26 protein-coding genes, 1 riboswitch and 1 other annotated feature are annotated in these 26,056 nt (G+C 36.9%); of the genes, 11 read left to right on the forward strand and 15 right to left on the reverse strand.

What is annotated here, in order from left to right; genetic code table 11:
* Positions 1-39: 39 nt before the first annotated feature.
* Together MKX67_RS17780 and MKX67_RS17785 are read left to right on the forward strand one after the other, a co-directional pair.
* Positions 40-1,335: a citrate:proton symporter gene (locus MKX67_RS17780; protein ID WP_095372187.1), complete on the forward strand. Its 1,296-nt coding sequence runs from the start codon at positions 40-42 to the stop codon at positions 1,333-1,335.
* A gap of 81 nt (positions 1,336-1,416) precedes the next feature.
* Positions 1,417-1,692, forward strand: coding sequence for a hypothetical protein (locus MKX67_RS17785; RefSeq protein WP_095372186.1), 276 nt, complete (start codon positions 1,417-1,419; stop codon positions 1,690-1,692).
* A gap of 150 nt (positions 1,693-1,842) precedes the next feature.
* On the opposite strand, the gene MKX67_RS17790 is transcribed toward MKX67_RS17785, so the two are convergent.
* Complete coding sequence (locus tag MKX67_RS17790) at positions 1,843-3,459, reverse strand: polysaccharide biosynthesis protein (RefSeq protein ID WP_095372185.1); 1,617 nt, start codon at positions 3,457-3,459, stop codon at positions 1,843-1,845.
* A gap of 242 nt (positions 3,460-3,701) precedes the next feature.
* On the opposite strand from MKX67_RS17790, the gene MKX67_RS17795 reads away from it, so the two are divergent.
* Positions 3,702-4,982 carry an NAD(P)/FAD-dependent oxidoreductase gene (locus MKX67_RS17795; RefSeq protein ID WP_341052789.1) on the forward strand — a complete coding sequence of 427 codons (1,281 nt, stop codon included), beginning with the start codon at positions 3,702-3,704 and terminating at the stop codon, positions 4,980-4,982.
* A 13-nt stretch (positions 4,983-4,995) separates the two neighbouring features.
* Here the strand turns inward: MKX67_RS17795 and MKX67_RS17800 are convergent, their stop codons facing one another.
* Complete coding sequence (locus MKX67_RS17800; protein WP_095372184.1) at positions 4,996-5,178, reverse strand: sporulation protein Cse60; 183 nt, start codon at positions 5,176-5,178, stop codon at positions 4,996-4,998.
* An 88-nt stretch (positions 5,179-5,266) separates the two neighbouring features.
* Here MKX67_RS17800 and MKX67_RS17805 point away from each other — a divergent pair, with 88 nt between their 5' ends.
* Positions 5,267-5,623, forward strand: a complete 357-nt coding sequence (locus MKX67_RS17805; protein ID WP_095372183.1) for a DUF3221 domain-containing protein — start codon at positions 5,267-5,269, stop codon at positions 5,621-5,623.
* Here the strand turns inward: MKX67_RS17805 and MKX67_RS17810 are convergent.
* The 4 genes from MKX67_RS17810 to MKX67_RS17825 form a co-directional block, all read right to left on the reverse strand.
* Entirely contained in the window at positions 5,620-6,357 is a 738-nt protein-coding gene (locus tag MKX67_RS17810) for a MerR family transcriptional regulator (RefSeq protein ID WP_340975993.1), read from the reverse strand. The genes MKX67_RS17805 and MKX67_RS17810 overlap by 4 nt on opposite strands.
* Positions 6,358-6,366: 9 nt before the next feature.
* Positions 6,367-7,101: an ABC transporter permease gene (locus tag MKX67_RS17815; RefSeq protein WP_233435207.1), complete on the reverse strand. Its 735-nt coding sequence runs from the start codon at positions 7,099-7,101 to the stop codon at positions 6,367-6,369.
* Positions 7,101-7,817 carry an ABC transporter ATP-binding protein gene (locus MKX67_RS17820; protein WP_307316675.1) on the reverse strand — a complete coding sequence of 239 codons (717 nt, stop codon included), beginning with the start codon at positions 7,815-7,817 and terminating at the stop codon, positions 7,101-7,103. The genes MKX67_RS17815 and MKX67_RS17820 overlap by 1 nt, the downstream gene beginning before the upstream one ends.
* An 87-nt stretch (positions 7,818-7,904) precedes the next feature.
* Positions 7,905-8,342 (reverse strand): hypothetical protein, encoded by a 438-nt coding sequence (locus MKX67_RS17825; protein WP_307316674.1) that lies wholly within the window; start codon positions 8,340-8,342, stop codon positions 7,905-7,907.
* Between the two features lie 105 nt (positions 8,343-8,447).
* Here MKX67_RS17825 and MKX67_RS17830 point away from each other — a divergent pair, with 105 nt between their 5' ends.
* On the forward strand, positions 8,448-8,609 hold the full coding sequence (locus tag MKX67_RS17830) for a hypothetical protein (RefSeq protein ID WP_322910370.1): 162 nt from the start codon (positions 8,448-8,450) through the stop codon (positions 8,607-8,609).
* Positions 8,610-8,768: 159 nt separating this feature from the next.
* On the opposite strand, the gene MKX67_RS17835 is transcribed toward MKX67_RS17830, so the two are convergent.
* Positions 8,769-9,074: a rhodanese-like domain-containing protein gene (locus tag MKX67_RS17835; protein WP_095372177.1), complete on the reverse strand. Its 306-nt coding sequence runs from the start codon at positions 9,072-9,074 to the stop codon at positions 8,769-8,771.
* Between the two features lie 125 nt (positions 9,075-9,199).
* Positions 9,200-11,614, reverse strand: a complete 2,415-nt coding sequence (leuS, locus tag MKX67_RS17840) for a leucine--tRNA ligase (protein ID WP_095372176.1) — start codon at positions 11,612-11,614, stop codon at positions 9,200-9,202.
* A gap of 57 nt (positions 11,615-11,671) precedes the next feature.
* Positions 11,672-11,902: a binding site (T-box leader), on the reverse strand.
* A gap of 185 nt (positions 11,903-12,087) precedes the next feature.
* Here leuS and MKX67_RS17845 point away from each other — a divergent pair.
* Positions 12,088-12,441, forward strand: coding sequence for a hypothetical protein (locus MKX67_RS17845; protein ID WP_191809793.1), 354 nt, complete (start codon positions 12,088-12,090; stop codon positions 12,439-12,441).
* A gap of 48 nt (positions 12,442-12,489) precedes the next feature.
* On the opposite strand, the gene MKX67_RS17850 is transcribed toward MKX67_RS17845, so the two are convergent.
* From MKX67_RS17850 to MKX67_RS17860, 3 genes are all read right to left on the reverse strand, one after another.
* Complete coding sequence (locus MKX67_RS17850) at positions 12,490-13,674, reverse strand: MFS transporter (RefSeq protein ID WP_322910371.1); 1,185 nt, start codon at positions 13,672-13,674, stop codon at positions 12,490-12,492.
* Positions 13,675-13,961: 287 nt separating this feature from the next.
* On the reverse strand, positions 13,962-14,126 hold the full coding sequence (locus tag MKX67_RS17855; RefSeq protein WP_095372173.1) for a glycogen biosynthesis protein GlgD: 165 nt from the start codon (positions 14,124-14,126) through the stop codon (positions 13,962-13,964).
* A 14-nt stretch (positions 14,127-14,140) separates the two neighbouring features.
* Positions 14,141-14,404 carry a YtzC family protein gene (locus MKX67_RS17860; RefSeq protein ID WP_095372172.1) on the reverse strand — a complete coding sequence of 88 codons (264 nt, stop codon included), beginning with the start codon at positions 14,402-14,404 and terminating at the stop codon, positions 14,141-14,143.
* 175 nt (positions 14,405-14,579) lie between these two features.
* Between MKX67_RS17860 and MKX67_RS17865 the strand changes: the two genes are divergently transcribed.
* Both MKX67_RS17865 and MKX67_RS17870 read left to right on the forward strand, forming a co-directional pair.
* On the forward strand, positions 14,580-15,548 hold the full coding sequence (locus tag MKX67_RS17865) for a TIGR01212 family radical SAM protein (RefSeq protein WP_095372171.1): 969 nt from the start codon (positions 14,580-14,582) through the stop codon (positions 15,546-15,548).
* Complete coding sequence (locus MKX67_RS17870; protein ID WP_095372170.1) at positions 15,545-16,117, forward strand: class I SAM-dependent methyltransferase; 573 nt, start codon at positions 15,545-15,547, stop codon at positions 16,115-16,117. The genes MKX67_RS17865 and MKX67_RS17870 overlap by 4 nt, the downstream gene beginning before the upstream one ends.
* Positions 16,118-16,447: 330 nt before the next feature.
* Here the strand turns inward: MKX67_RS17870 and MKX67_RS17875 are convergent, their stop codons facing one another.
* Together MKX67_RS17875 and MKX67_RS17880 are read right to left on the reverse strand one after the other, a co-directional pair.
* Positions 16,448-17,533, reverse strand: coding sequence for a tetraprenyl-beta-curcumene synthase family protein (locus tag MKX67_RS17875; protein ID WP_322910372.1), 1,086 nt, complete (start codon positions 17,531-17,533; stop codon positions 16,448-16,450).
* Positions 17,534-17,557: 24 nt separating this feature from the next.
* Positions 17,558-18,361 carry an alpha/beta hydrolase gene (locus MKX67_RS17880; protein WP_095372168.1) on the reverse strand — a complete coding sequence of 268 codons (804 nt, stop codon included), beginning with the start codon at positions 18,359-18,361 and terminating at the stop codon, positions 17,558-17,560.
* Between the two features lie 181 nt (positions 18,362-18,542).
* On the opposite strand from MKX67_RS17880, the gene MKX67_RS17885 reads away from it, so the two are divergent.
* Together MKX67_RS17885 and MKX67_RS17890 are read left to right on the forward strand one after the other, a co-directional pair.
* Positions 18,543-19,064, forward strand: coding sequence for a gamma carbonic anhydrase family protein (locus MKX67_RS17885; protein ID WP_322910373.1), 522 nt, complete (start codon positions 18,543-18,545; stop codon positions 19,062-19,064).
* A gap of 64 nt (positions 19,065-19,128) precedes the next feature.
* Positions 19,129-19,947, forward strand: a complete 819-nt coding sequence (locus MKX67_RS17890; protein WP_322910374.1) for a C39 family peptidase — start codon at positions 19,129-19,131, stop codon at positions 19,945-19,947.
* A 94-nt stretch (positions 19,948-20,041) separates the two neighbouring features.
* Here the strand turns inward: MKX67_RS17890 and asnB are convergent, their stop codons facing one another.
* A complete protein-coding gene (asnB, locus tag MKX67_RS17895) occupies positions 20,042-21,934 on the reverse strand; it encodes an asparagine synthase (glutamine-hydrolyzing) (protein WP_095372166.1) in 1,893 nt (630 codons plus the stop codon).
* Between the two features lie 462 nt (positions 21,935-22,396).
* Positions 22,397-23,596 (reverse strand): methionine adenosyltransferase, encoded by a 1,200-nt coding sequence (metK, locus tag MKX67_RS17900; RefSeq protein ID WP_322910375.1) that lies wholly within the window; start codon positions 23,594-23,596, stop codon positions 22,397-22,399.
* Positions 23,597-23,896: 300 nt separating this feature from the next.
* Positions 23,897-24,022: riboswitch (SAM riboswitch) on the reverse strand.
* A 387-nt stretch (positions 24,023-24,409) separates the two neighbouring features.
* On the opposite strand from metK, the gene pckA reads away from it, so the two are divergent.
* On the forward strand, positions 24,410-25,993 hold the full coding sequence (gene pckA, locus MKX67_RS17905; RefSeq protein WP_095372164.1) for a phosphoenolpyruvate carboxykinase (ATP): 1,584 nt from the start codon (positions 24,410-24,412) through the stop codon (positions 25,991-25,993).
* Positions 25,994-26,056 lie beyond the last annotated feature (63 nt).

The following is a 26,056-nucleotide window of genomic DNA, read 5'->3' on the forward strand; positions in this document are numbered from 1 at the left end:
ACACATCAACTTATAAATAAAAAAGGAGTGAATGTAAACGTGCTATCTCTATTAGGCTTCTGCATGATGATATCTTTTCTTCTTCTAGTTCTGACTAAAAAACTTTCACCTGTTGTTGCTTTTGTCTTTGTTGCAGTTGCTTTTGCCATTATCGGAGGATTCAGCAACGAAATGGGCCAACTGATGATGGATGGGATTATCCAAGTAACCCCTACAGCGATAATGATTGTTTTTGCGATCCTATATTTTGGATTAATGATTGATGTAGGGCTATTTGACCCAATGATTTCACGTATTTTAAAGTATGTCAAAGGGGATCCATTAAAAATAGTGATAGCTACAGCTCTTATTACAATGATTGTTGGTTTAGACGGGGATGGCTCATCAACTTTCATGATTACCATATCAGCGATGCTACCTCTTTATAAGAAGTTAGGCATGAACCGCCTTATTTTGTCATGTGTTGTTGCCTTAGCTGCAGGGGTAATGAATATGATACCTTGGGGAGGTCCTTTAGTTAGAGCCGCTGCTAGTTTAAATGTGGAAATGAGTGATTTATTTATCCCTCTCATCCCAGCGATGATCGGCGGACTAGTCTGGACATTTTTCTCTGCTTATATTCTAGGTAAAAAGGAAAGAGAAAGAATCGGTGTCATTCAAATATACACTGAGAGTTTCACAGAACAATCGAGTACAATAGAACAGAAAAAAACGTCCCCCACATTATTCTGGTTTAATTTACTTTTGACAATCGCATTAATGATCATGCTTATTATGGACGTATTGCCATTACAAATTTTATTTGCCATTGCTTTTTCTATCGCACTTTTTGTCAACTTCCGGGATCCAAAAGCGCAACAAGAGCAAATTTTAAGTCATGCAAATAACTTTGTATTAATCAGTACATTAATCTTTGCTGCAGGGATATTCTTAGGTGTCCTAAATGGAACGCAAATGATGGACGCGATGGCTGTTTCCATTGTTTCTGTCATACCTGAAGGCCTTGGCCCTTACCTCCCTGTCCTCGTTGCGATAACGAGTTTACCGTTAGTATTTGTTTTCCCACCTGATGCTTATTACTTTGGCATTTTACCAATTATAAGTGAAACAGCAGCCAACTTTGGCATCGACCCAGTGGAAATAGGTAGAGCAGCATTACTCGGTCATTCAACAACAGGCTTCCCTCTGTCTCCTTTAGTTCCTGCGACCTTTATTCTCATCGGGCTATCTGGTGTAGACTTTGGTGAGCATCAGAAGTTCCTATTTAAGTGGGCGTTTGGGACCACGATTGTGATGACGATTATTGCCGTACTTACGGGTGCCATTTCCTTTTAGTAAAGATTTTCAGTATTTCCCAACTCCTATGAAACTTCCATCTCATCATTCCGTCTACTCATAAAAAGGGGAATGAACTTGATGAAAAAAACATCTCGTCTACTGCTATTTCTATTACTACTCTTCTTAAGTAGCTGTTCAGCAGCACCAGAACCTAAAATTTCCGAACAACAAGCCAAGTCCATCGTTATTGAAAAAAACACAAGAACAATTGGGAGTGTAACTATCGTTTCAATTGAACAGAAAGGGAATAAATATATAATCAAATGGGAGAATCCAGAGAATTGTGAAAGCGGGGTTGAACATATGAACCACCAAAGCGGTAAAATCATTACAAGTGAAGTTACTATCTGTTAACTGAAGCCGTAAAAAGCTAAGGATATATTGATTGGACCTACTCAAAGTCTGCGACAATTATACCCCTATTCGCTTATCTTTTTGTCAAAAGGCTACATCAACAAACACAATGGCACCCAGTATACATACGCCGGGTGCCTAAAAAAATTACTATTTCTTCAACTTCAATTTAATTAAAATCCGCTCGATTCTGTCTCCGAATAATAAGGGCAATAGACGAATCCTATTTGCAAGATAGAAGTATACACTTGCACCTACTCCTCCACAAATAAAAACAATCATTATTGCATGCCATCCGGATGTTGGATCTAAGAAAATCATTAGCATTTGATACAATAGCCAAGTAATAACCGTCATAACCAACGTAAGAATGACAATTAATAAACTGCGTCTGAATACTAATCTAAATTGATAGCCTGAGAATATTTTAATGACAATTAAGTTAATCAAGATCGCCACAGCATAACCAAGTGCTGTTGCTAGAACTGCTCCCTCTGTTTCTAACCACTTAATCAGGGGTATATTTAATGCAAGCTTAACTAAAATTCCTACTAATAAACTAAGAATGGTAAAGCGCTGCTCATTGATCCCTTGTAGAATAGCAGCTGTCACTGCATAAAGGGCAAATAACATCGCCACTGGGGCATAAGCTCGAAGTACAGCGGTACCTAACTCACTATGCTCATAGAACAATGTGTATACTGGTTCTGCCAGTAGTGCAAGACCAACAACTGCCGGTAAAATTAAAAACAAGATCACTTGAAACGTTTGATTCAACTGACGATTCATCGTCAAGCGATCATTTTTCATAAAGGAATTCGTAATCGTTGGCACAAGTGTTAATGAAAATGCTGTTGCTAACGTAACAGGAATCATCACTAATTTATGCGTTTGATAGTTCAATACGGAAAGGGCTTCTCCTGCTTCTTTACCAGAGTATCCTATCGATTGCATCGCTTTATTAAATGTTGATAAATCAATCATTTGGAATAACGGATTAACCAATGCGACAAGGACAAACGGAATCGAATAAAGAATGATTTCTTTATACATATCTGTAAGAGAGATATCCATTGTACCTTTATCTTTAGCTAATAATTGATCTAAATAAGGCTTTCTTTTGTACCAATAAATAAACAAAACAGCTAAACTACCGATACCACCTATGAAGGCTGCAAAAGTAGCTACACTGACTGCTGTAACTAAATCGCCATCCATTACATAAAGGACGACAAATGCCCCAGCAAGTAGAAAGGCAATTCGTACAATTTGTTCAACGACCTGAGATACGGCTGAAGGTCCCATGGATTGATGACCTTGGAAGAATCCGCGAATTAAGCTCATAAACGGAATAATGATTAAGGCAAAGCTGACCGCTCGAATAACGGAGACAATATCTTGTAGCATTGCTACATCTTCTGGGTCCACAAAAATCTTTGCTAGAGTAGGCGCTCCCATATACATGATTAAGAAACAGACAATTCCGCTACAAAGCATAATAATTAAACCGGATTTGAATAGCTTCCTACCAACTGCATACTCCTCTAATGCGTTATACTTTGAAATAAACTTTGAGACGGCAAGCGGTACACCCGCAGTCGCCACACTGATAAAGATTGTGTATGGTACATAAGAATAGTTATAAAGGATTGTTCCTTCGTTTCCAACGATTTGATAAAATGGAATCACATAAAATAATCCAAGAAACTTAGATATGAATGTACCAAGAGTTAAAATAAATGTTCCTCGTAAAAGCTTAGACGACATATAATCCCTTCCTCTATTGTCCAAGCGCTACCAAAAGCGTGGTGTTTTCTATCATTCGCAAAATTAAACTATACAACTTCTCATTCTACCATATGTTACGACAATAATAGACATATTTTTATCTCAGAAGACCCTTTTCATTCTTGATGATTTTTTAAGAAGATGTTTAGATGTTTTATCTTTTGCTTTATAATAGCAAAGGTATGCTATTTTCATTGAAAGGGAAAAAGTTGGTGAAGAAAATGAAACAAACACAATATGATGTCATTGTCATTGGCGGTGGACCATCTGGACTAATGGCTGCCATTGGTGCTGCAGAGAATAAAGCAAAAGTATTACTTATTGATAAAGGCAATAAATTAGGTAGAAAACTGGCGATTTCAGGTGGTGGTCGTTGTAACGTGACTAATCGACTCCCAATCGATGAAATCATTAAACATATTCCTGGTAACGGTCGCTTTCTACATAGCGCCTTTTCTATTTTTAGTAATGAAGATATCATCCGTTTTTTCGAGGACCTAGGCATTGCTTTGAAAGAAGAAGACCACGGTAGAATGTTCCCAGTAAGTAATAAAGCACAATCCGTTGTCGATGCACTACTTATGCGACTAGACGAATTGAAAGTAACGATAAAAACAAATAGTCCTGTTGCTGATATTCAATTCCAACCGGAGAAAAGCCATACAGTCCAATTACATTCCGGTGAACAGTTTCATGCAAAAGCAGTTGTGCTAGCAGTGGGAGGCAAATCTGTTCCTCATACAGGATCTACAGGAGATGGCTATGGTTGGGCAGATAAAGCTGGACATACGATTACAGACTTATTCCCTACAGAAGTCCCGTTAACGTCAAGTGAATTATTTATTAAGAACAAAGCGCTACAAGGACTCTCTTTACGCGATGTAGAAGTAAGTGTATTGAACCCTAAAGACAAGCCGTTGATTACACATCAAATGGATATGATATTCACCCATTTCGGACTGAGTGGTCCTGCGATTTTAAGATGTAGTCAATTCGTTGTCAAAGCCATGAAAAAATGGAAGCTAAAAAAGGTAAACGTACGCATCAATGCCTTACCTGGGCAAAATGGCGAGAAAACCTTCCAAGAGATCATATCACTAAAAAAATCAGAGCCAAAAAAGAGTATCAAAAACTTGCTAAAAGGGATCGTTCCAGAGAGATATCTTCTCTTCCATTTAGAAGAAGTGGGTATTGATCCGACGGCACAAGCAGTGAGTATCACGAATGAACTGCTACGTTTATTCGTTAGCCGTCTACATGATTTCCGTGTTGAAATCGATGGGACATTACCATTAGAAAAGGCCTTTGTAACTGGTGGCGGCGTTTCTGTTAAAGAAATTGAACCACAAACAATGGCGTCAAAAAAAATGGCTGGTTTATATTTCTGCGGAGAAATTCTTGATATTCATGGCTATACCGGTGGCTACAATATTACCTCAGCCCTTGTAACTGGACGTTTAGCTGGCAGTAATGCGGCTCTATGTAAAAGCGTAACTACTTGATAAGTAAAAGTAGTTACGCTCTATAAATGACCATCGCCGAAAAACAGTAAATTTGCTCTTCATCCTCTTCTTGCATCGCAGCAATATTATACTTAATATCAACAAGCTTTTGTTCTTCCACCTTTTCTAAAAAACGGTTCATCGCAACCTCTAAATCTTTTTCATGCTCTTGGTCGAATAACTTTACCTTGATCATTTGATGAAAACTCCCTTCATGGGAATAAGTATTTTTATTTATTATTAACAGAAAATTCATAATATATACATAGGTAGGAGGTGATGAAATGAGCTTCGTTAAACGAATACTTTTAACTACCATTTGTCTTTATGGCTTGTGGGTAATTGGAGATATCAGTAATTCAATTACTAAATACAATGGTGCTGGTTTTATCGACGCCATTTTGATAAAAGAAAAAGGCATGATTTACTTTATCGACGAAGAAAAACGGCCCACTGTCCAGATAAATGAAGAGGCATCATCTAACACGACCTATCAACCTGACTATATACCGAATGGACCGACATTTTTGCTTGATTACCACTCATTCGATTCAGGGGATCAAGTTCGCATTTGGTATACAAGCATTTTAGAGTCTTATCCTGGGAGAATAAATATCGTAGACGTAGAAAAAATTGATTAATCTCCGTCATTTTTTTCTCTTAACATGGTAAGAATCTTTTTTGTATCTGCGATTGCTTCTTTTAAAGACATTAATAAGCGATCAGTAACATATACAATATCCTCCTGATTTTCTGATATGTTCAATACCTTTCTGACATGAATTGGATGAGCCATTTTTGCTTGTTGGACTAGGCGTAAAATAGATGCATAAGAATAATGAGCCATCCTTAATACTCGAATCACCTTTAGCATATTAATTTCCTTTTCTGTAAAAACACGATACCCCTTTTCATTACGAGGAATAGTAATTAATCCGTTTCTTTCCCAATTTCTTATTAGCTCTGGATGAAGTTGAATTTTTTCAGCTACTTGTTGTCTGGACAATCCTTCACTTTGTATTTCCTTAGGTGAATATAACCAACTCTCTGCAATCTCAGCTGCTTCAACCGCTCTTTCATATTCCTTGGTTAAATGCAGTAAATGCTTTTCAGCCTGCTCGTACGCTTTCAGAAATTGCTTCTGACCACTAAGGAGCACAATCTCTCTTGCATTTTTACGAATACTGCCTTGAATGATTTCACACCGAAAAGCGAACCTCGCTATTTTTAATTGAAAAAGATGTATGTCATCATATTGTCTGTATCCATTATCAGCACGAGGAGCAGGGGAAAGATATCCCCATTCCTCGTAAACTCTCACAGTATTAGGATGAACGCCCATACTATCAGCGATTTCTTTAGTTGAATAAACCAAGATATCTCACTACTTCCATCTAAAATATTTAATCGAAAGGAATCCACTAATGAATACACAAGCCATCATTGTCACTATTGGAAAAATCATGTCGCTTAGAACTCCGCCTAAACTTACTTCCTTAAGCAACTGAATACCTTGTGATAAAGGAAGGAATGCAAAGACATTCTGTAAAATTTGTGGAAAAATCTCAAAAGGTATAGTAGCACCTGAAAAAAGAAGCATGCCGAAATAGGCTAACGACCCCCATAAATTCGCTGCTTTTTGATCTGGAACAATACTCCCGATGAGTATGCCAATGCTATACATAGCCATTAAAACAAATAAATAACTACAAAGAAACAAACCAAAGGAACCAGCCATTTCATAATTGAAAACAAAAAGATATACCGCAGTCACCCCTAGGAAAGACAACATAGAGGCAATAAACTGAACCAATGCCTGCGCACAAAGCAAAGTTAAAGGCGAAGCTGGGGTCACCTGAAACCTTTTTAAAATATGGCGATGACGGTAATCAGCAATGGTAAGGGGCAGTCCCATTACACCTGTAGCTAATATACTAATAGTTACAACTGCCGGATAAGAATGGAGGAACATAGTATTTCCTTGGGTAAACAGTTCATTATTCATAATATAACCAAATAATAAGGCAACAATGATTGGAAAAATGATACCGAAGATCAGTATATCTAAACCTCTCCAAACGAGTTTCGCTTCTATTTTTGTTAAAGTATAGAATGTCATCATCCTTCCCCCTCTTCATCTGTTAAAGTTAAATAGGCAGCTTCCAACGAAGCTTGTCCTGAATAATTGATCACTTCTGCTATCGTTCCTTCGCATATGATATGTCCGCCCTTTAAAATCATAATGCGGTCGCAAAGTGCTTCAACTTCATCCATATAGTGAGAGGTAAGGATAATAGATAATCCCTCACGCTTATAATTTCTTAGCGTTTGCCACAATTTTTTTCTTGCTTTCGTATCTAAACCCGTAGTCAATTCGTCTAGAAAGACTAATTCTGGGTTGGGTAACAATGCTAATAACACCGCTAATCTTTGCTTTTCACCGCCTGACAATGATTTAACTAATGATTTCTCCTTATCTTGTAGGCCAAATTTGGTCAATAAAAATTGATATGGCGCGGTTGCCTTGTATAACACACTCCATTGCTGACATGCTTCAGAAACGGTCATTTTATCTGGAAAATGCGATTCCTGAAATTGCACACCCACTTTCTCAAAAACTTGCTTTCTATTATGAATTGGAGATTGTCCTAATATAGCGACTTCCTTATAAACAGCAGGCCTAATTCCTAGCACAGCTTCTATCAACGATGTCTTTCCTGCGCCATTTTCTCCTAGTATTCCGAGTACCTCTCCTTTTTGAAGGGAGAAACTAATCTTATCAACTACCGTTTTCTCTCCATAACTAACGGACAATTCTTTTACCTTCAGAACCATCAACTCACTCCCTTTTCTAAGAATAGATTCACATCATAGCAAAAGAAATGAAGGGTGGTGGTATATTGGAGGGTTTTTAAAACTTTTTTATTTATTTTCTGATAATAGGATATCGATGATTTGTGTGAGTGGTTCTTTATCTAGGACTCTATAAAAAGTAGGTTTTTTGTTTTTGTAGTGAATGGCGATTGCTTCATCATATACGCTAACACTTTTTCCAGCTGTTTTCGTTACAAAACCAATTCTATACAGTTCTTTAGATGCTGTGCGATGATATCTTTTTAATTCAATATCTGCCAAAAGTGAGCGAATTTCTTTTAGTTGCTTATCATGATCGTCCTTATTTAAAGATACAGTTTCTGTTGTTTCACTAGTAGCTATAATGATGGACTGTAGATTTTCCTCCGATATCAGTACGACCTCATTAAACCCCAGCTTTTTCTGAGAAAGATAAAATTGATATACACCCATGGACAAAAATAATAGAACAATTACCGATAAAAAAGGAATGATTTTTTTACTCATTCTTTCTCCTTTCGCATCTATTTGAACGATCGTCTGAAGTAAATAAATTGAATTTTTATAATATTATACCTATAATAGAGTAAATTGTTAACAGGTGGTGTAAATATGCAATACGCAATTTATGGTGGCACAAGCGTAAGCAAGGAAGCGATAATCGCTCTTCCACCTCTTGGTGAAAGAAAGGAAATTTTCTCCTCTCTTGGCAGTGTGTTAAGTGGCCATCGTATCATTTCATTTGACACAACTCTGAGAAACCCACCGTGTTAGATAATATTCAATTGATCAACACATTTCATGACAAATTTGGCATATTGTAAAAGCAAACTGAAAGTTATGTAAACAACTCGTGATTCTTACATACTAATGGTTATACGATAACGAAAAAAAGAAGACCTCCTAAAAAGAGGCCTTCTTCATAAGTACCAATTATTTTGTTTCGCCTTCCCACTCAAGCATACCCCCGACCATATTGGTCACTTGATAGCCTTGTTCTTGCATAAAACGACAAACTTGTCCACTACGATTCCCTGAACGGCAAATCATAATATACTCTTTGTCTTTATCAAACTTATCTAGGTTTTCAGGAATTGTGCCCATTCTAATATGCTTCGCACCAGGAATAATTCCTTGAGCTACTTCGTCATCTTCCCTTACATCTACAAGTTCAAGTTGTTCTCCAGCTTCTATCTTTTTCAGTAATTCTTCTGTTGTGATTTCTTTCATTTCAGTCATCATCAACCACCCTTTCCATTATCATTATCTTTATTCTAAAGAAGTGTTGATCGAAATGCGAATATTACAGTCTCATAGGGAAAGGGTAGCTCTTTTCATTAAGCTACCTCTTTTCCTAAATAATCTTAATTAGCGACAATATTCACTAGCTTCCCAGGAACAGCAATTACTTTTCTTACTGTTTTGCCATCAATTTGTTCTTTGATTTTATCATCTTCCATGGCAATTTGTTCTAGCACATCCTTTTGTGCATCAACGGGTACCATTAATTTAGCCTTCACTTTACCATTGATTTGGATAACGATCTCCACTTCATCATCTGTCATTTTCGCTTCGTCATATGCTGGCCAAGCTTCATAAGAAATGGTTCCTGTGTGACCAAGTATCTCCCATAGTTCTTCAGCAATATGTGGAGCAATTGGAGCCAACATTTTTACGAACCCTTCTGCATAAGCCTTTGGAAGAATATCAGCTTTGTAGGCTTCATTGACGAAAACCATCATTTGTGAAATTGCTGTATTGAAGCGCAAACCTTCAAAGTCCTCTGTTACTTTTTTGACTGTCTGATGATACACTTTTTCCAGTTGAGACACTTCTACATCCTGCACTTTGTTGCTTAATGTATGATCTTCTTCAGCAATTAAACGCCAAATACGGTCTAAGAATCGTCTAGAGCCATCTAATCCATTTGTAGACCAAGCAATTGAGGCATCAAGTGGTCCCATAAACATTTCATATAAACGAAGCGTATCCGCTCCATGGCTTTCTACAACGGCATCAGGATTAACAACATTTCCTTTTGACTTACTCATTTTTTCATTATTTTCCCCAAGAATCATGCCTTGGTTAAATAATTTTTGGAATGGTTCTTTCGTATCAACTACACCTATATCGTATAATACTTTATGCCAGAAACGAGCATATAATAAGTGAAGAACCGCATGTTCAGCGCCACCAATATAAATATCAACCGGTAACCACTCTTTTAATTTTTCGGCATCAGCTAATGCCTCACTGTTTTTCGGATCAATATAACGTAAATAGTACCAGCAGCTACCTGCCCATTGTGGCATCGTGTTGGTTTCACGGCGACCTTTTTTACCTGTTTCAGGGTCAATAACATTAACCCACTCTTCAATATTAGCTAACGGTGATTCACCTGTACCAGATGGCTTAATCTCCGTTGTTGTTGGTAAAATTAACGGTAACTCTTCGTAAGGAACTCCCGTCATTGTACCATCTTCCCAATGAATAACAGGAATCGGTTCACCCCAATATCTTTGACGACTAAATAACCAATCACGTAAGCGATACGTCACTTTTTTCGTCCCAATCTCTTTCTCTTCTAGCCAAGCGATCATTTTTGTAATTGCTTCTTCTTTACCTAAGCCATTTAAGAAATCAGAATTAATATGTTCTCCTTCACCCGCATAAGCTTCTTTAGAAATATCTCCACCAGCTACGACTTCTTTAATAGTCAAGTTAAATTCTTTCGCGAAATCATAATCACGCTCGTCATGAGCTGGAACAGCCATAATGGCACCTGTACCATATGAAGCAAGCACATAATCAGCAATCCAGATAGGCATTTTTTCACCGTTAGCAGGGTTAATTGCATAAGCACCTGTGAATACACCTGTTTTTTCTTTGGCTAAATCTGTTCTTTCTAAATCACTCTTTGTTTTAACTTTTTCAATATAAGTCTCAACTGCATTACGTTGCTCTTCTGTTGTAATTACATCAACTAGTTTATGCTCTGGGGCAAGGACAGCATATGTCGCACCAAATAATGTGTCTGGGCGTGTCGTAAACACTTCAAACGTACCTTTGTCACCTTCGATATGGAAAGTCACTTCAGCACCTTCAGAACGACCAATCCAGTTGCGCTGCATATCCTTCAAGCTTTCTGGCCAATCAAGTAAATCAAGATCTTCTAGTAAACGGTCAGCATAAGCTGTTATTTTTAACATCCATTGGCGCATCGGTCTTCTTTCAACAGGATGGCCTCCACGTTCACTTTTCCCATCAATTACCTCTTCATTAGCTAGCACAGTTCCAAGTGCAGGACACCAGTTCACTGCTACTTCATCGATATAAGCAAGACCTTTTTCATAAAGCTTTAAGAAAATCCATTGCGTCCATTTATAATATTCCGGATCTGTTGTGTTAATTTCACGATCCCAGTCATAAGAAAATCCTAATGATTTAATTTGACGGCGGAATGTATTAATGTTTTTCTCGGTAAATTCAGCTGGGTCATTCCCTGTATCAAGGGCATATTGTTCAGCAGGTAAACCAAATGCATCCCATCCCATTGGGTGAAGAACATTATACCCTTGCATTCTTTTCATACGGGCAAGAATATCTGTTGCTGTATATCCTTCAGGGTGTCCTACGTGTAAACCTACACCAGACGGATAAGGAAACATATCTAACGCATAGAACTTTCTCTTCCCTTTTTCTTCACCCGTTTTAAATGTTTTTTGTTCTTCCCAATAGTGTTGCCACTTACCTTCAATTTGCTGATGATTAAAGCTCATCTTCTTTCCTCCTAAAAATGCTACGTTTTTAAGTATAAAAAAACCCCTCATCCCTCAAAAAGGGACGAGAGGATTATGTATATCTCCCGCGGTACCACCCACATTAACAGTTTACGGTTAACTGTTCACTTCATTCATCCTTAACGCGGAGTACGGCAAGCATTACTGTCATTTTCACACTTGCTGCTCAGTAGGTGAGTTCATGAAAGGAGCTGACTAGCTTACACCAACCGCTAGCTCTCTAATATCAGGCTTCCTAGCATTACTATTCCTCATCATTGCAGTTATAAAATATTCATATTGACATTGTAATCAATTTCAATGGTTGATGCAAGTAGGCTTTCACAAGTTACTATAGATAAGTATAAGCTATTCAAGAAAAATGAAAACGTGTCAATTTTTTAATCCATGTATTACTCTTCCTTATTTTGCCCATAACTATAGTAAAAAATAAGGAAAGGTGATTTCATATTATGAAAGGTATCGCTTTTATTAATGAAAAGTGGATTATGAATGATTATAAAACGCTAGATGAAAGCCTTGAAGTTCAGAAGCAATCCATCCAGACGTTCATTGAAAATAACCAAATGAAAACCATTAAATTAAATCCTTATCAATTACATGATTACTACACCATTCCACATGCCTTATATTATGATTTAAAACAAACCAAACCGAAGTTAGATTGCCTGATACTCTACTCCGAAAAAGTCATTGAAAGTTTTATCGAGGCCTATCCCGCTCGTTGGTTGATCTTGAAAAGTTTCTTTCATAAAGTCATTTTTCTAGATGAAGTTCAATCACATCATTACCAGGATATTATCTGAATGGTTAAGTAGAGAGCCCCTGGATTTTTTATCTACGGGGCTCGCTTTTTATGAAGGTATAGCTGGCAAAACTTTTTTCTTTTTAAGCTTCTTATCATAAACAACTGTTGTATATACGGAGATGAGCAGTAATGCCATTAATATACCGAAAAGCATCTTCACACCGTATACATCCACGAGTACGCCCCCAAGTAATGGCCCAATCATTCTTCCTCCTGTAGAGACACTGTTAACAATCCCTTGATAGAACCCTTCTTTACCTTTAGGTGCTAAGTCATTAGCAATTGTAGGTACCGCTGGCCATACGAGCATTTCCCCAATGGTTAAAATAATCATTGCTGTGACAAAGCCGGAAAAGGCAACTGCATTTCCTACAACAGCAAAAGAAATAGCAAAAATAAAAATACCAATAATAATTTGTACTTTTAATGATTTTATTCTTTTAACTAGAAGACTAATTAATGGTTGCGCAAGTACAATCATGGCGCCATTTATTGTCCATAGCATACTGTATTGTTTTAAAGAAATCCCAATTTGTTGAGTATATGCTGAGATAGTCGATTGCCATTGCACATAGCCAATACAACATAATAGATAACCGATTAATAAAACGAATAAAGCGTTTAATTTAGGATTACCGCGAAATTTTTGTGCTGTTTTTATTTCATTTGGTTGACTAACAGACTTTACTTCCATTTTTCGATAGCTAGTAATAGCTATCAAGAAAAACAAGATATACATTAGACAATTAGCGATAAAGATATAATTGAAAGAAAATGAAGCTATATACCCTGCCATTGCTGCACCTAATGCTACACCTAGATTTGTCGCTACATACATCGCATTAAACGCTTTTCTGCCGCCCTCTTTCCATACACTTCCTGCCAATGCATACATAGAAGGAAACACGATCCCTGAGCCAAAACCTAAAATCGTCAATAATACAATGTATTCCGGCCATCCGTGTTTAAAGACCATAATAATGAGTGAAGATAACGAAATGACTATGCCTAATAAGATCGAACGATAGCCACCTAATTTATCAAACAGCACACCACCAACTAGATTGCCTATGACTGTTGCTGCTGAATTGATCATTAAAACAATGCCGGCAATCGATAAAGACTTTCCTAATACTTCATGCATATAAATGGTGTTTAAAGGCCATAAAAAAGAGGAACCTGTTACATTAACAGCCATTCCAATTACTAATAACCACAAAGCTCGAGGCATCATCCATACCCCTTTCAAATTCTATTCATTTCATTCCATTTCGAATTCCAAAATAAATTCTATTCGTTTTTTATGATGGATTCAATACTAATTTTGTGACAGATTTAGACATCTATCTAATCTATACATATAAATGAATAATTACTCTTGAATCTAAGCATAAACGGAAGGAATGGATGAATTTATGTATGAAATATACAGAAATATTTTTTAATTTATCATAACCATACACAAGCAAACTCCACGAGAATTGCTTGTGTACAGATCATTTACTAAATACATATTATTTATTCTGGATGAAATTTAGATTTAACGGGTTGCCCACCTGTTTCCTCATATTTCTTTTTAGATCGTGGGATCACATTGGCACTACCGAATTCTACCTCTTGGTTATTGATACCATTTCTTGTTTTTTGCTCTGGATTGTTTTGTTTTGACTTTTTTCTAACCAATTGTTATTCACCTCTTAATGGGGAGTAATGATCATTTGATTTTGTAACTGCTGTAGCTGTAATCTCATTCGATGAAGTTCTTCCCTCTGCGCATCTGTAGCACTATGAGACATCGTCATCAAATCATTGTAGGCTTGTTCGATATGAGCAAGCGCTTTAGCATAGTCTTGATCGTTATAATGTTCTTGCATTTGCCCATCTTTAAACTGCATGTTAGCAAATTCAATGACTTCTTCACATTGTTGCATTAATTGTTGTACGGAATCACGGGTTGCCATAAAAGCCTTCCCCCTCTTTTTTAATGAAATGTACGAAGCAAATACGCCTCAATGATAGTATTTACCGAGTGTTCGATTTCTACTAATTGAAATGTTATCAATGTGTAATTGAGTTGATGATTTCTTTCATGATAATATTGAATTTGTCACAGTGGTGACTTTAGGAGGGCTGACTTTGGATTTACTGACTCAATTTCCATATACAAATGATCAAAAACGTTATCATACATGGAACTTTCATTTAAAAAAACATTTCGGGCACAAGGTCTTTAAAGTTGCTTTGGATGGAGGCTTCGATTGTCCTAATCGGGATGGTACTGTCGCTCATGGTGGCTGTACATTTTGCAGCGCAGCAGGATCAGGTGATTTTGCCGGTAATCGTGCAGAACCATTAGACGTACAATTTATTAAAATCAAGGATAGTATGCATAAGAAATGGAAAAACGGAAAATACATCGCCTATTTTCAGGCATTCACAAATACCCATGCACCTGTTGAAGTACTAAAAGAAAAGTATGAATTTGTTTTAAAACAAGAAGGGGTTGTTGGCTTATCTATTGCCACAAGGCCTGATTGTTTACCAGATGATGTCATAGATTATTTAGCTGACCTTAATAAAAGAACATACTTATGGGTTGAATTAGGCCTACAAACCGTTCATGAAAAAACAGCCCAATTAATTAATCGTGCACATGATTATGATTGCTATAAAGAAGGAGTAAAGAAACTTCGTCAACATGATATACGTGTCTGTTCTCATATCATTAATGGTTTACCTGAAGAGTCACCTGAAATGATGATGGAAACAGCACAAGAGGTTGCAAAATTAGATGTACAAGGAATTAAAATACACTTATTACATCTATTAAAAGGAACACCGATGGTTAAGCAATATGAAAAGGGAATGGTTTCATTCCTTAGCCGAGATGAATACATTCAGTTAGTTTGTGACCAATTAGAGATTTTACCTAAAGAGATGATTGTTCATCGCATCACTGGCGATGGTCCCATCGACCTTATGATTGGTCCTATGTGGAGTGTGAATAAATGGGATGTGCTAAATGGCATTGATCATGAACTGAAGCAAAGAGATAGCTGGCAAGGTAAATATTATCAACCATTTACCGAGGAGGTGAGCTCTTGAAGCTAGAACGTATTCTACCATTTGCGAGAGAACTACTACAGAAAGCAATTGCACCAGGAGACGTCGTGGTTGATGCTACACTTGGAAATGGACATGACACATTATTTTTAGCTCAGCTCGTTGGCGAACATGGCAGAGTATATGGATTCGATATCCAAGATGAAGCCATACAGTCTACCCAAATAAAACTTGATGAACATGAACTTTCTAATCGTACTGTTCTATTCAATCGTGGTCATGAGCATGTGACTGCTTGCATTCCACCAATCCATTTCGGCCGTATCACTGGCGCTGTTTTTAATCTCGGGTACTTACCTGGTGGAGACAAAACGATTGTCACAAGACCGAGAACAACCATTTCCGCGATTGAACAGTTAATTGATATGATGGCACCTGAAGGCATCATTATTTTGGTGATTTATCACGGCCATCCAGAAGGTGCTGTTGAGCGTGACTATATTTTGCGTTACTTGAAAACCATTGATCAAAATACTGCTCATATTTTGCAATATCAATTCATTAACCAAGCTAACCGTCCACCTTTTATTGTTGCGATTGAGAAAAGGTAAGTTAAGACAAAGAAACACTCCCGAACAGACAAGAACAAATTTGTTCTTGTTTTTTTTATTCTCGTTTACTTTTGTTTGAATCGAATCTGAGTTATCCTAGTCTACTTGTAGCCTTTTCTTAATGGTTGACTAGATGCCGCTTGCGAGTCAGATTTTTCCGAGTTAGAGTATCCTGTTCCTGCTTTTCTCTTGTTTTCTGGATTGATTCCGATTTATTGAGCTAGAAGCCCCTTACTAATGTTCCACGATGATGACAAGTTTTATGGGCTGGAGAACTTTATTCTGCAAATTTTATCGTTAGACATGATTTTAAGCTATTAACCGCGCGATTCATGAACGCACAACCCCCTGCCTACTTTTTAATGCGCGATAGGCACGACCATTAATATAAAAAAAGAGGCTTGAGAATCCACCAGATTTAATCATCTTTCTTGCTAGTTTTTTCATTTGTTGTCCTCTCCCGACTTTTTCATCCGATAAGTATAACCCTAATAATCCTCGATTAATTAAAAGGTGAAATCGTTTATGAGGAAGCTTGTCCGTATGCTCATCTGCACACTTTACAAAATAACGTATGCGCTCAAATAATTCTTTTTCATCTTCATAATAAAAGCAAAAGTTTAAATCTCCGGCTTCCTTATCTTCCTCTTGATCAATGTAATAGTCTAATAAAATGTGCAGACCTTGTATATATGGAAAATACCCATTACGTATAATCTCCCCGTAACTTTCCTTATAGTCCCTTCTCGTTGCATAAGCAACTAAGCAAAAAATACCGAGTGTAGAACCCGAACAAGCAGAAAATTCATACCAGCTCATAGGTGGGATGATATCTTGATGTTCTTTATGCCAACATTGCAGGCGAGAAACTCTTTCCTCAATTGCCACATGTTTATGTATTTGCAAATCACAATAATAACGACAAAGCTCTGTCAAATAAGTTTTGATCAATGAATAATTTTCCATAGAAGCTAAAACTTTACGGCAAGTCATCACTAATGCTAACAGATAGCCACCATCCTCCTGGTCATCCCGATAACGATAATAATTCACCTTAGGTAACTGCTCATCGATTAACAATGAGTGACGCATCGCTTCATGTATTGCCGTAAAATCTTTAGGGTCCATCGATGTACTTCTATCACATAGATTATCTAAGTAATCACTAATGGTTTGATAGGCAACAATAAACGTTATGACTTGACGATAGTCATCAACGGCCAAAAGTGACATGATGGCCCCACCCTCACAATGAAAGGTTTTATCTTTTATGCTAGAAAGTGCTTGTGACTTTAATTCATCATTGGGGATTGATTCCGCCAATTTGCGCCATTTGTTTAACTCCTCATTCACAGCAGGCATCACTTTTTTATATGCATTTGTCATTAAGCTGATCGGCATTGTTGGAACATTCATTACATGGACTCCCTTTACTCTTTACTATACGATATACCCGATAGACCGCAAACTACTCATTACAAAATCCTTTGCGTAATCAAATACATCTTCCCTCTCCGGCTCATTAAAGATTTCATGATAGCATTTTGGCCATTCTTTAAAACGTTTCTCAGTAAACGGAGCTTTATTGAACCATTGTTTAACAGGAACTTTATTAACGATTTTGTCATCCCCACCTTGCATAACCAGTAAAGGAACATCTTGCACCTTTTTTATATCTTCAAATGCCAAATTGATTGTTTGGTGTAGTTCACGAAACCATCGTACAGACACTTTGGTAATATACAGTGTGTCATTTACATCCATTTCTCTTACATCAGCATTCCTTGTTGCCATATCAATAGTTAACCCCGAATTGACTCTCAATGTAGGAGCAATTTTATTTAAAGGATACGACGCAAGCTCGAGTAGCTTTGGTGGATTTTTCATAAGCCCTAAACATGGAGATGAAAGAATGACGCCCGCAAGCTTTAATCTTTCTTCTTGTAACAAGCGTATTGTTATTAAACCACCCATACTATGACCTAAAAGAAAAACAGGTAAATCAAAGGTGTAAGCAGCTTGTATCCAATCCTTTACTTCAATAAGATACTCTTGAAAAGAATCAATATGCCCTCTTCGTGATCTAGTCGTCATTCCTTGACCCGGAAGGTCACCCATAACAACGTGAAATCCTGATACTCTCCACATTTCTATTAACCAACCATACCTGCCGTGATGTTCCATTGCCCCATGAACCATCACAATCACACCTTTTGCCTCACCCTCAGCTTCCCATTTCCACATCGTCTGATCCTCCTAAAAACAATTCTGTTTCGTTCAAGTTTGTTACCCTTTATTATATCCTACCTTTTAAAAATCTTCACGATTTCTCATGATTTCTCCATGATATAATATTAAAAAAGAACAGAATGGCTAGAAAACAGTCATTCTAAATTGACTAAGGTAAAAAGGAGCTATGATAACAATGATTTATCCTTTTCATGACAAACAACCCAAAATTGCTGATGATGTATTTATTGCTGATTATACAACTATTACGGGTGATGTAGAAATTGGCGAAGAATCAAGCGTTTGGTTCAATACAGTCATCCGCGGTGATGTTGCACCCACTTATATTGGAAAAAGAGTGAATATACAAGACAATTCAGTTCTTCACCAAAGCCCTAATAACCCACTCATCCTGGAAGATGAAGTAACAATTGGACACCAAGTTATCTTACATAGTTGTAAAATAAGAAAAAAAGCATTAATTGGCATGGGTTCTATCGTCTTAGATGGAGCAGAAATTGGTGAAGGTGCATTTATCGGAGCAGGTAGTCTTGTTCCTCAAGGTAAAATCATCCCTCCAAACACTTTAGCATTTGGTCGTCCAGCAAAAGTAGTGCGTGAATTAAATGACGATGATAAAAAGGATATGGAACGGATTATACGAGAATATGCTGAGAAAGGGCAGTATTACAAAGCACAAAAAAAAGAAAGGCAATAACTTCTGATAAATTCTGCTCAATCGCCGATAATAAGTGGAAGACATTTTTTAGGTGGTGTAATTGTTGAAATTTATTATTGTATTGGCATTAATTTTGTTAGTTTATTTATTTATTAAACTGCTAAAAAATGGTGCTAAACAACTGCTTATCCTTCTTCTTATTTTAATCTTCCTTCTTCCTTCTCCGAAAGCAACAACGGAACACGCTGATGCTGCCCTTTTCCGAGAGAACAAATGGGCGGAAGGAACAAACAATGAAGAATTTATCGTAAAAATAAAACAACAAGTATTATTAGACATTCCGGTCATATCACAATTTCCAGAACTCCCTCGCGGATGTGAGGTTACAAGCCTTGCGATGTTACTCAACCACGCAGGCGTAACTGTGGATAAAATGACTTTAGCTAAAGAAATTAGGAAAAACCCTGCAACCTTTGAAAAAAAAGATGGCAAGATTTATTATGGTCACCCCAATGACGGTTTTATTGGCGATATGTACTCTTTTAACAATCGAGGTCTCGGTGTTTACCATACGCCTATTAAAGAGCTGGCAGAAAACTATTTACCAGAGAGGATTCATGATTTTACTGGTGATGACTTTTCGTCAATCAAAACACATCTCTCTAATGAGAAGCCTGTCTGGGTGATCATTAATACGAAATACAATGAACTGCCTGATGCTTATTTTCAGACATGGCACACACCAAGCGGCGTAATTGACATTACGTATAAAGAACATTCCGTTTTAGTGACTGGATACGATGAACAATATATATACTTTAATGACCCCTTCTCTAATATAAAAAATAAGAAAGCACCTATCAAAGAGTTCCAGGCCGGTTGGGAACAAATGGGCAGGCAGGCAATTACTTATTTAAATTAGTAAAGTACAGTTAAGACATTTAGAATTTTTTTACTTTAACAACAAGAAAACCCGAACTCAGTTCGGGTTTTCATTCTTTTTCACAGTTGTTGACTTAAAGGTGTGCTGTTGTTGCTGAAATAAATTGCTTTTCAAAATCATATTTCTTTTCAATAAACACATCATGCCACACAATAAACATAAGTACCGTCCAGATTTTCCTACTATAATCTGCTTTTCCTTGTGCATGCATTTCAAGTAAGTTTACTACATACTCTTTATTAATTAAATAATCTGTATGACTTTCTTTAATTAACGTTTTCGCCCAATCATACATCTCATCTTTTAACCAATGACGGATAGGGACCGGGAAGCCTAACTTTTTACGATTCAACACATGTTCCGGCACAATACCTTCCGCTGCCTTACGAAGGATATATTTCGTTGTTTGATGAGACGTTTTTAAATGAGTTGGGATGGTTGAAGCCACATTAAAGACCTCTTTATCAAGGAATGGTACCCTCAATTCTAATGAATGTGCCATCGTCATTTTATCTGCTTTTAAAAGAATATCTCCGCGCATCCAAGTATGAATATCAATATACTGCATTTGATTAACCGCATCATAGGCTGCACTTTCAGCATATAATGGACGGGTAATATCTTTAAAATCATTCTTCTCATTATAAACCTGCAATAATTCTCTTTTTTCATGTTCTAAGAACATTTTCGCATTGCCAATGTAGCGTTCTTCCATTGGCGTCGTTCCTCGTTCAATAAAGCTCTTACCCCTCATCCCCTCTGGCATGATTCGAGAAAGGGTACGCAATAACTTTCTTCCTGCCGAAGGCATTTTACTAAAAATTTCCAAATCCTGTGGTTCACGATATATATTATATCCACCAAACAATTCATCAGCACCTTCGCCTGATAATACCACCGTTACATGTTTTCTTGCTTCCCTTGCGACAAAGTAAAGTGGAACGCAAGCAGGGTCCGCTAATGGATCATCCGTGTGCCACATAATTTTTGGAACTTCTTGCATATATTCTTCTGGAGAGATGATATAGCTTATATTTTCAACACCTAGTTTTTCAGCTGTTTCTTTAGCCACATCCACTTCACTAAAACCATCTCTTTCAAAACCTACTGAAAACGTTTTAATATTAGGGTGAAACTGTTTTGCTATTGATGCAATAATAGAAGAATCAATCCCGCCGGATAAAAACGAACCTACGGGTACATCACTGCGCATATGCATTTTAACTGAGTCAGTTAAAACATCTTGAATCTCTTTAATAAACTGAGATTCTTCTTTTTGTACAGGTTGGAAATGTGCTTTCCAATAACGCTGGATATGCATAGATCCACCGATTTTCTTCTTGAAATAATGACCTGGCTCAAGTTTCTTTATACCCACCGACATTGTCATCGGTTCAGGTACAAATTGATAAGTCATATAATACTGCAAAGCATCATAATTAATGACATCGTTTTTTAATGCCAACAGGATACTTTTCTTTTCAGAGGCAAAATAAGTGGTTTCACCATCTTCAAAATAATAGAATGGTTTGATTCCAAAAGGATCTCTCGCTCCAAAAACTTCTTGCTTTTCTTTATCCCAAATAACGAAGGAAAACATACCTCTCAGCTTTTCTGCCGCCTTCTCCTTGTAATAACTGTACAAAGCAATAATCACTTCAGTATCCGAATTAGTTTCAAAAGTTAGTCCTTTATTGATTAATTCCTCACGTAGTTCAACATAGTTATAAACTTCTCCATTAAAAATAATCCAGTATTTACCATTGTCATAAGTCAGTGGTTGATGACCACTTTCAATGTCTATAATACTTAATCGACGGAAGCCAAATTGGATATGGTCTGCACGATAATATCCTGAATCATCTGGTCCACGATGAGTAATAATGTTATTCATATTCTCAAATTGCTTATCTGCTTCTTGTACTTTTTGTGCTTGATCATGTATACAACCAATAAAACCACACATTATGTACGTCACCTACTTTTTATTTCATCTAGTTTGTATTTTTTCCCATACCTTGTATAGACGATAAGTTATTTTAAAAAGTTTCACCTTTCGAAAAAAAAATGGAATGATTTATGCTAGGCAGTATGTTCATGTTTACTTCTTCATATACTTAAGGATGTTTATTCTTTACCCTCAATTTAAGACGAAAAGATGACAATTATTTTAATTTTATATGAAATCGTTTCCTTAAGGGTTTTTGTCCATTATTAGGGGGCTTAAAATATTATATTTATTTGCTACTGTAATATCTAAAAAAACGACTTTTACTCTTCTATCTTTGGCTATTCCACTTCTTGAAGTACGAGCTAATCGCTTTGGCTCAATTGTACGTTTATTAAAATTTAACGATAGCCCCTTTTCCACATAAAAAAACTGTAGAAAACTCATTAAAGGAGTTTTCTACAGCCATAATTTTCTAATTTATTTTAAAGCTTCCTTACGCAATTCTTCCGCTTTATCTGTGCGCTCCCAAGGTAAATCAATATCTGTACGACCAAAATGTCCATAAGCGGCTGTTTGCTTGTAAATCGGACGGCGTAAATCAAGCATTTTGATAATGCCAGCAGGACGGAGGTCAAAATTGTTTCTAACAACTTTAACTAAAACATCCTCAGATACTACTCCAGTTCCAAATGTATCAATACTGATGGATACCGGCTGAGCAACACCAATTGCATATGCTAATTGTACTTCCGCTTTGTCAGCTAGTCCAGCAGCAACGATATTCTTTGCTACATAGCGAGCTGCGTAAGCAGCTGAACGGTCAACTTTCGTTGCATCCTTACCAGAGAATGCACCACCACCGTGACGTGCATAACCGCCGTATGTGTCAACGATAATTTTTCTACCAGTTAAGCCAGCATCACCTTGAGGTCCACCAATAACGAAGCGACCTGTTGGGTTGATGAAGTATTTTGTGTTTTCATCAATTAATTCAGTAGGAACAACTGGGTTAATTACATGCTCTTTTAAATTGCGTTGAATTTGCTCTAAACTAATTTCTGGATGGTGCTGCGTAGAGATAACAATTGTATCAATACGTACAGGTTTGTTGTTTTCATCATATTCTACTGTTACTTGTGTTTTACCATCTGGGCGAAGGTAAGGTAAGATTTCCTCTTTTCTTACTTCAGCTAAACGGCGAGAAAGTTTATGAGCTAATGAAATAGGTAATGGCATAAGCTCTTTTGTTTCATTACATGCAAAGCCAAACATTAAACCTTGATCTCCAGCACCAATGGCTTCAATTTCTGCATCAGTCATCTGTCCTTCACGCGCTTCTAATGCTTGGTCTACACCCATAGCAATATCAGCTGACTGTTCATCAATAGAAGTTAATACAGCACATGTTTCAGAGTCAAAGCCATATTTTGCACGTGTATAACCAATTTCCTTAATGGTTTCACGAACGATTTTTGGAATATCTACATATGTGGATGTAGTGATTTCTCCTGCAACCAATACAAGACCTGTAGTAACAGACGTTTCCGCAGCAACCCTCGCATTTGGGTCCTGTGATAAAATAGCATCTAATATTGCATCAGATATTTGGTCACTGATCTTATCCGGATGACCTTCAGTTACTGATTCAGAAGTAAACAATCTACGTTTTGTTGACATCTGACTTCCTCCTTATTTATCGAATCAATAAGACTTTATTATAGTCTTTATTTTTGATACGGAACTCATTCCCTTATTTGAATCTTCATTATTTATGGGCCAATGTTTATCTCATACCCTTAATAACCTATGCGCTAACTTGGAATATTGAGAATAAAATGGTTGGTCTTTTTCCCATACATAAATAGTACATTCCAAAAGCCGCTCCTCGTATTCGCCAACATCATGTTAAAAAGCATGAAAAAAAACCTCTTCTCTGATTTAGTGAAAAGGTTGAAGCAAAATGATTCGCGCCTTTCACTCTTATCGTTCAAGGATAGTGAGTAATAAATCCTTGCATCAGGTTAGCACCTTTGCTCATGAAAATGTAGTTGGCAGGTTGCTGGGTTTCATAGGGCCTGTCCCTCCACCAGCTCGGGATAAGAGAGTATCCGTTCAAGGATTCATCATAACTTACACATGGAATATAGTCAAATGTTTTTCATTAACAATTCAATGTAAAAATTGTCATATCCGACTCTATAAACTTTAGTTTTGATAACGGATAATTTTAGTTAAGATCATACCGTTCTTTTTCCTTAATATATATAAAAATTACATTAAATTTGCTGATTATCCTTTTTAAATTTGCAAAAGCTATTTATAATGAATACTGCCTGTATTTGTGACAATTTCATTAATTATATAAAAATGATTTATATAGTATAGACTGAATGAATAAATGTGTTATACTATTTTTGAAGAAATAATCACAAATAGCGACTGAGATGCATATCTCTTAAATAATATTATATAAAGGAAGGTATTCATCAGATGAATTCTGTATCGATAACTGAGTTAAATGATTTACTAAAAGGCGAAAACATCCAAGTTCAATTATCTGTGCCGCAACTAGTTGAAAAAGTATTAAACAGAAACGAAGGTGTTCTTACATCTACTGGTGCAATTCGCGCGACAACAGGTAAGTATACAGGTCGTTCACCTAAAGACAAATATACTGTTGAAGAAGCAAGCTCTAAAGATAAAATTGACTGGGGAAGTGTGAACCAACCAATTTCTGAAGCAGTCTTCAATAACTTATACAACAAGGTGATTGCTTTCTTAAAAGAGAAAGAAGAAGTTTTCGTATTCAAAGGATTTGCTGGTGCGGATAAAAAACACCGTATGCCAATCCAAGTAATTAATGAATATGCTTGGCATAACCTTTTTGCACACCAATTGTTTATTCGTCCTACAGAAGAAGATTTATTAGATCACGAATCTGAATTTACAGTTATTTCAGCACCTAATTTCAAAGCAGACCCAGCAGTTGACGGTACAGCTTCAGAAACTTTTATCATCGTTTCATTCGAACGCCGTATTGTACTTATTGGTGGTACTGAGTATGCTGGTGAGATGAAAAAATCTATTTTCTCTGTTATGAACTACATGCTTCCTGAAAATGGAATTCTCCCTATGCACTGTTCAGCCAATGTTGGCCGCGAAGGTGATGTTGCTTTATTCTTTGGCCTTTCCGGAACTGGTAAAACAACATTATCAGCTGATCCCAACCGTCGTTTAATCGGTGATGATGAGCATGGCTGGTCTCCAAATGGAGTATTCAACATTGAAGGTGGCTGCTATGCGAAGTGTATCGACCTTACACGTGAAAAAGAACCACAAATTTTCGATGCCATCCGTTTTGGCGCTGTACTTGAGAATGTTGTATTAGACAAAGAAACACGCGTAGCAGATTATGCGGACAATACGCTAACGGAAAACACGCGTGCGGCTTACCAATTACAAGCAATTGACAATATTGTTGACCCGAGTATTGCAGGTCACCCGAATACTATTATCTTCTTAACAGCTGATGCTTCTGGTGTATTACCTCCAATCTCTAAATTGAATAAAGAACAAGCAATGTATCACTTCCTAAGTGGATACACTTCTAAGCTGGCTGGTACTGAGCGTGGTATTACTTCACCACAAGCGACTTTCTCCACTTGTTTTGGATCACCATTCTTACCATTACCAGCTCAACAGTATGCAGAAATGCTTGGTAAAAAAATTGACGAGCATAACGCGAAAGTATTCCTAGTAAACACTGGTTGGACTGGTGGAGAATATGGTGTAGGAAGCCGTATGAAGCTTGCTTATACACGAGCAATGGTTGAAGCTGCTCTAGAAGGCGAACTAAATTCTGTTGAGACAGTAACTGACCAAGTATTCGGTTTAGAAATTCCTCAACATGTAACTGGTGTTCCAGATGAAGTACTATTGCCTAACAAAACTTGGCCAGACCAAGATGCATATAATGTAAAAGCAAAAGAACTTGCTAATGAATTCCGTGAAAACTTCAAGAAATTCGGTAATATCTCTAGTGAAATCGCTGAAAAAGGCGGTCCTATCGCTTAATTAAAAAAACCTTCGAGCATCCGACTCGAAGGTTTTTTGTTTCAATAATTTCACTTCACTCAT

Origin of the sequence: Cytobacillus sp. FSL W7-1323 (assembly GCF_038595015.1) — a bacterium.
GTDB lineage: Bacteria > Bacillota > Bacilli > Bacillales > Cytobacillaceae > Cytobacillus > Cytobacillus kochii.

Excerpts from the sequence above, each read along its gene's own strand:
- MKX67_RS17850 (WP_322910371.1), bottom strand. The coding sequence starts at position 13,674 with ATGCCTCGAGCTTTGTGGTTATTAGTAATTGGAATGGCTGTTAATGTA.
- MKX67_RS17790 (WP_095372185.1), bottom strand. The coding sequence starts at position 3,459 with ATGTCGTCTAAGCTTTTACGAGGAACATTTATTTTAACTCTTGGTACA.
- MKX67_RS17845 (WP_191809793.1), top strand. The coding sequence starts at position 12,088 with ATGAAAGGTATCGCTTTTATTAATGAAAAGTGGATTATGAATGATTAT.
- MKX67_RS17800 (WP_095372184.1), bottom strand. The coding sequence starts at position 5,178 with ATGATCAAGGTAAAGTTATTCGACCAAGAGCATGAAAAAGATTTAGAG.
- asnB (WP_095372166.1), bottom strand. The coding sequence starts at position 21,934 with ATGTGTGGTTTTATTGGTTGTATACATGATCAAGCACAAAAAGTACAA.
- MKX67_RS17815 (WP_233435207.1), bottom strand. The coding sequence starts at position 7,101 with ATGACATTCTATACTTTAACAAAAATAGAAGCGAAACTCGTTTGGAGA.
- MKX67_RS17795 (WP_341052789.1), top strand. The coding sequence starts at position 3,702 with ATGAAACAAACACAATATGATGTCATTGTCATTGGCGGTGGACCATCT.
- MKX67_RS17825 (WP_307316674.1), bottom strand. The coding sequence starts at position 8,342 with ATGAGTAAAAAAATCATTCCTTTTTTATCGGTAATTGTTCTATTATTT.
- MKX67_RS17830 (WP_322910370.1), top strand. The coding sequence starts at position 8,448 with ATGCAATACGCAATTTATGGTGGCACAAGCGTAAGCAAGGAAGCGATA.
- MKX67_RS17860 (WP_095372172.1), bottom strand. The coding sequence starts at position 14,404 with ATGGCAACCCGTGATTCCGTACAACAATTAATGCAACAATGTGAAGAA.
- MKX67_RS17835 (WP_095372177.1), bottom strand. The coding sequence starts at position 9,074 with ATGACTGAAATGAAAGAAATCACAACAGAAGAATTACTGAAAAAGATA.
- MKX67_RS17875 (WP_322910372.1), bottom strand. The coding sequence starts at position 17,533 with ATGAATGTTCCAACAATGCCGATCAGCTTAATGACAAATGCATATAAA.
- pckA (WP_095372164.1), top strand. The coding sequence starts at position 24,410 with ATGAATTCTGTATCGATAACTGAGTTAAATGATTTACTAAAAGGCGAA.
- leuS (WP_095372176.1), bottom strand. The coding sequence starts at position 11,614 with ATGAGCTTTAATCATCAGCAAATTGAAGGTAAGTGGCAACACTATTGG.
- MKX67_RS17885 (WP_322910373.1), top strand. The coding sequence starts at position 18,543 with ATGATTTATCCTTTTCATGACAAACAACCCAAAATTGCTGATGATGTA.
- MKX67_RS17785 (WP_095372186.1), top strand. The coding sequence starts at position 1,417 with ATGAAAAAAACATCTCGTCTACTGCTATTTCTATTACTACTCTTCTTA.
- MKX67_RS17820 (WP_307316675.1), bottom strand. The coding sequence starts at position 7,817 with ATGGTTCTGAAGGTAAAAGAATTGTCCGTTAGTTATGGAGAGAAAACG.
- MKX67_RS17805 (WP_095372183.1), top strand. The coding sequence starts at position 5,267 with ATGAGCTTCGTTAAACGAATACTTTTAACTACCATTTGTCTTTATGGC.
- metK (WP_322910375.1), bottom strand. The coding sequence starts at position 23,596 with ATGTCAACAAAACGTAGATTGTTTACTTCTGAATCAGTAACTGAAGGT.
- MKX67_RS17880 (WP_095372168.1), bottom strand. The coding sequence starts at position 18,361 with ATGTGGAAATGGGAAGCTGAGGGTGAGGCAAAAGGTGTGATTGTGATG.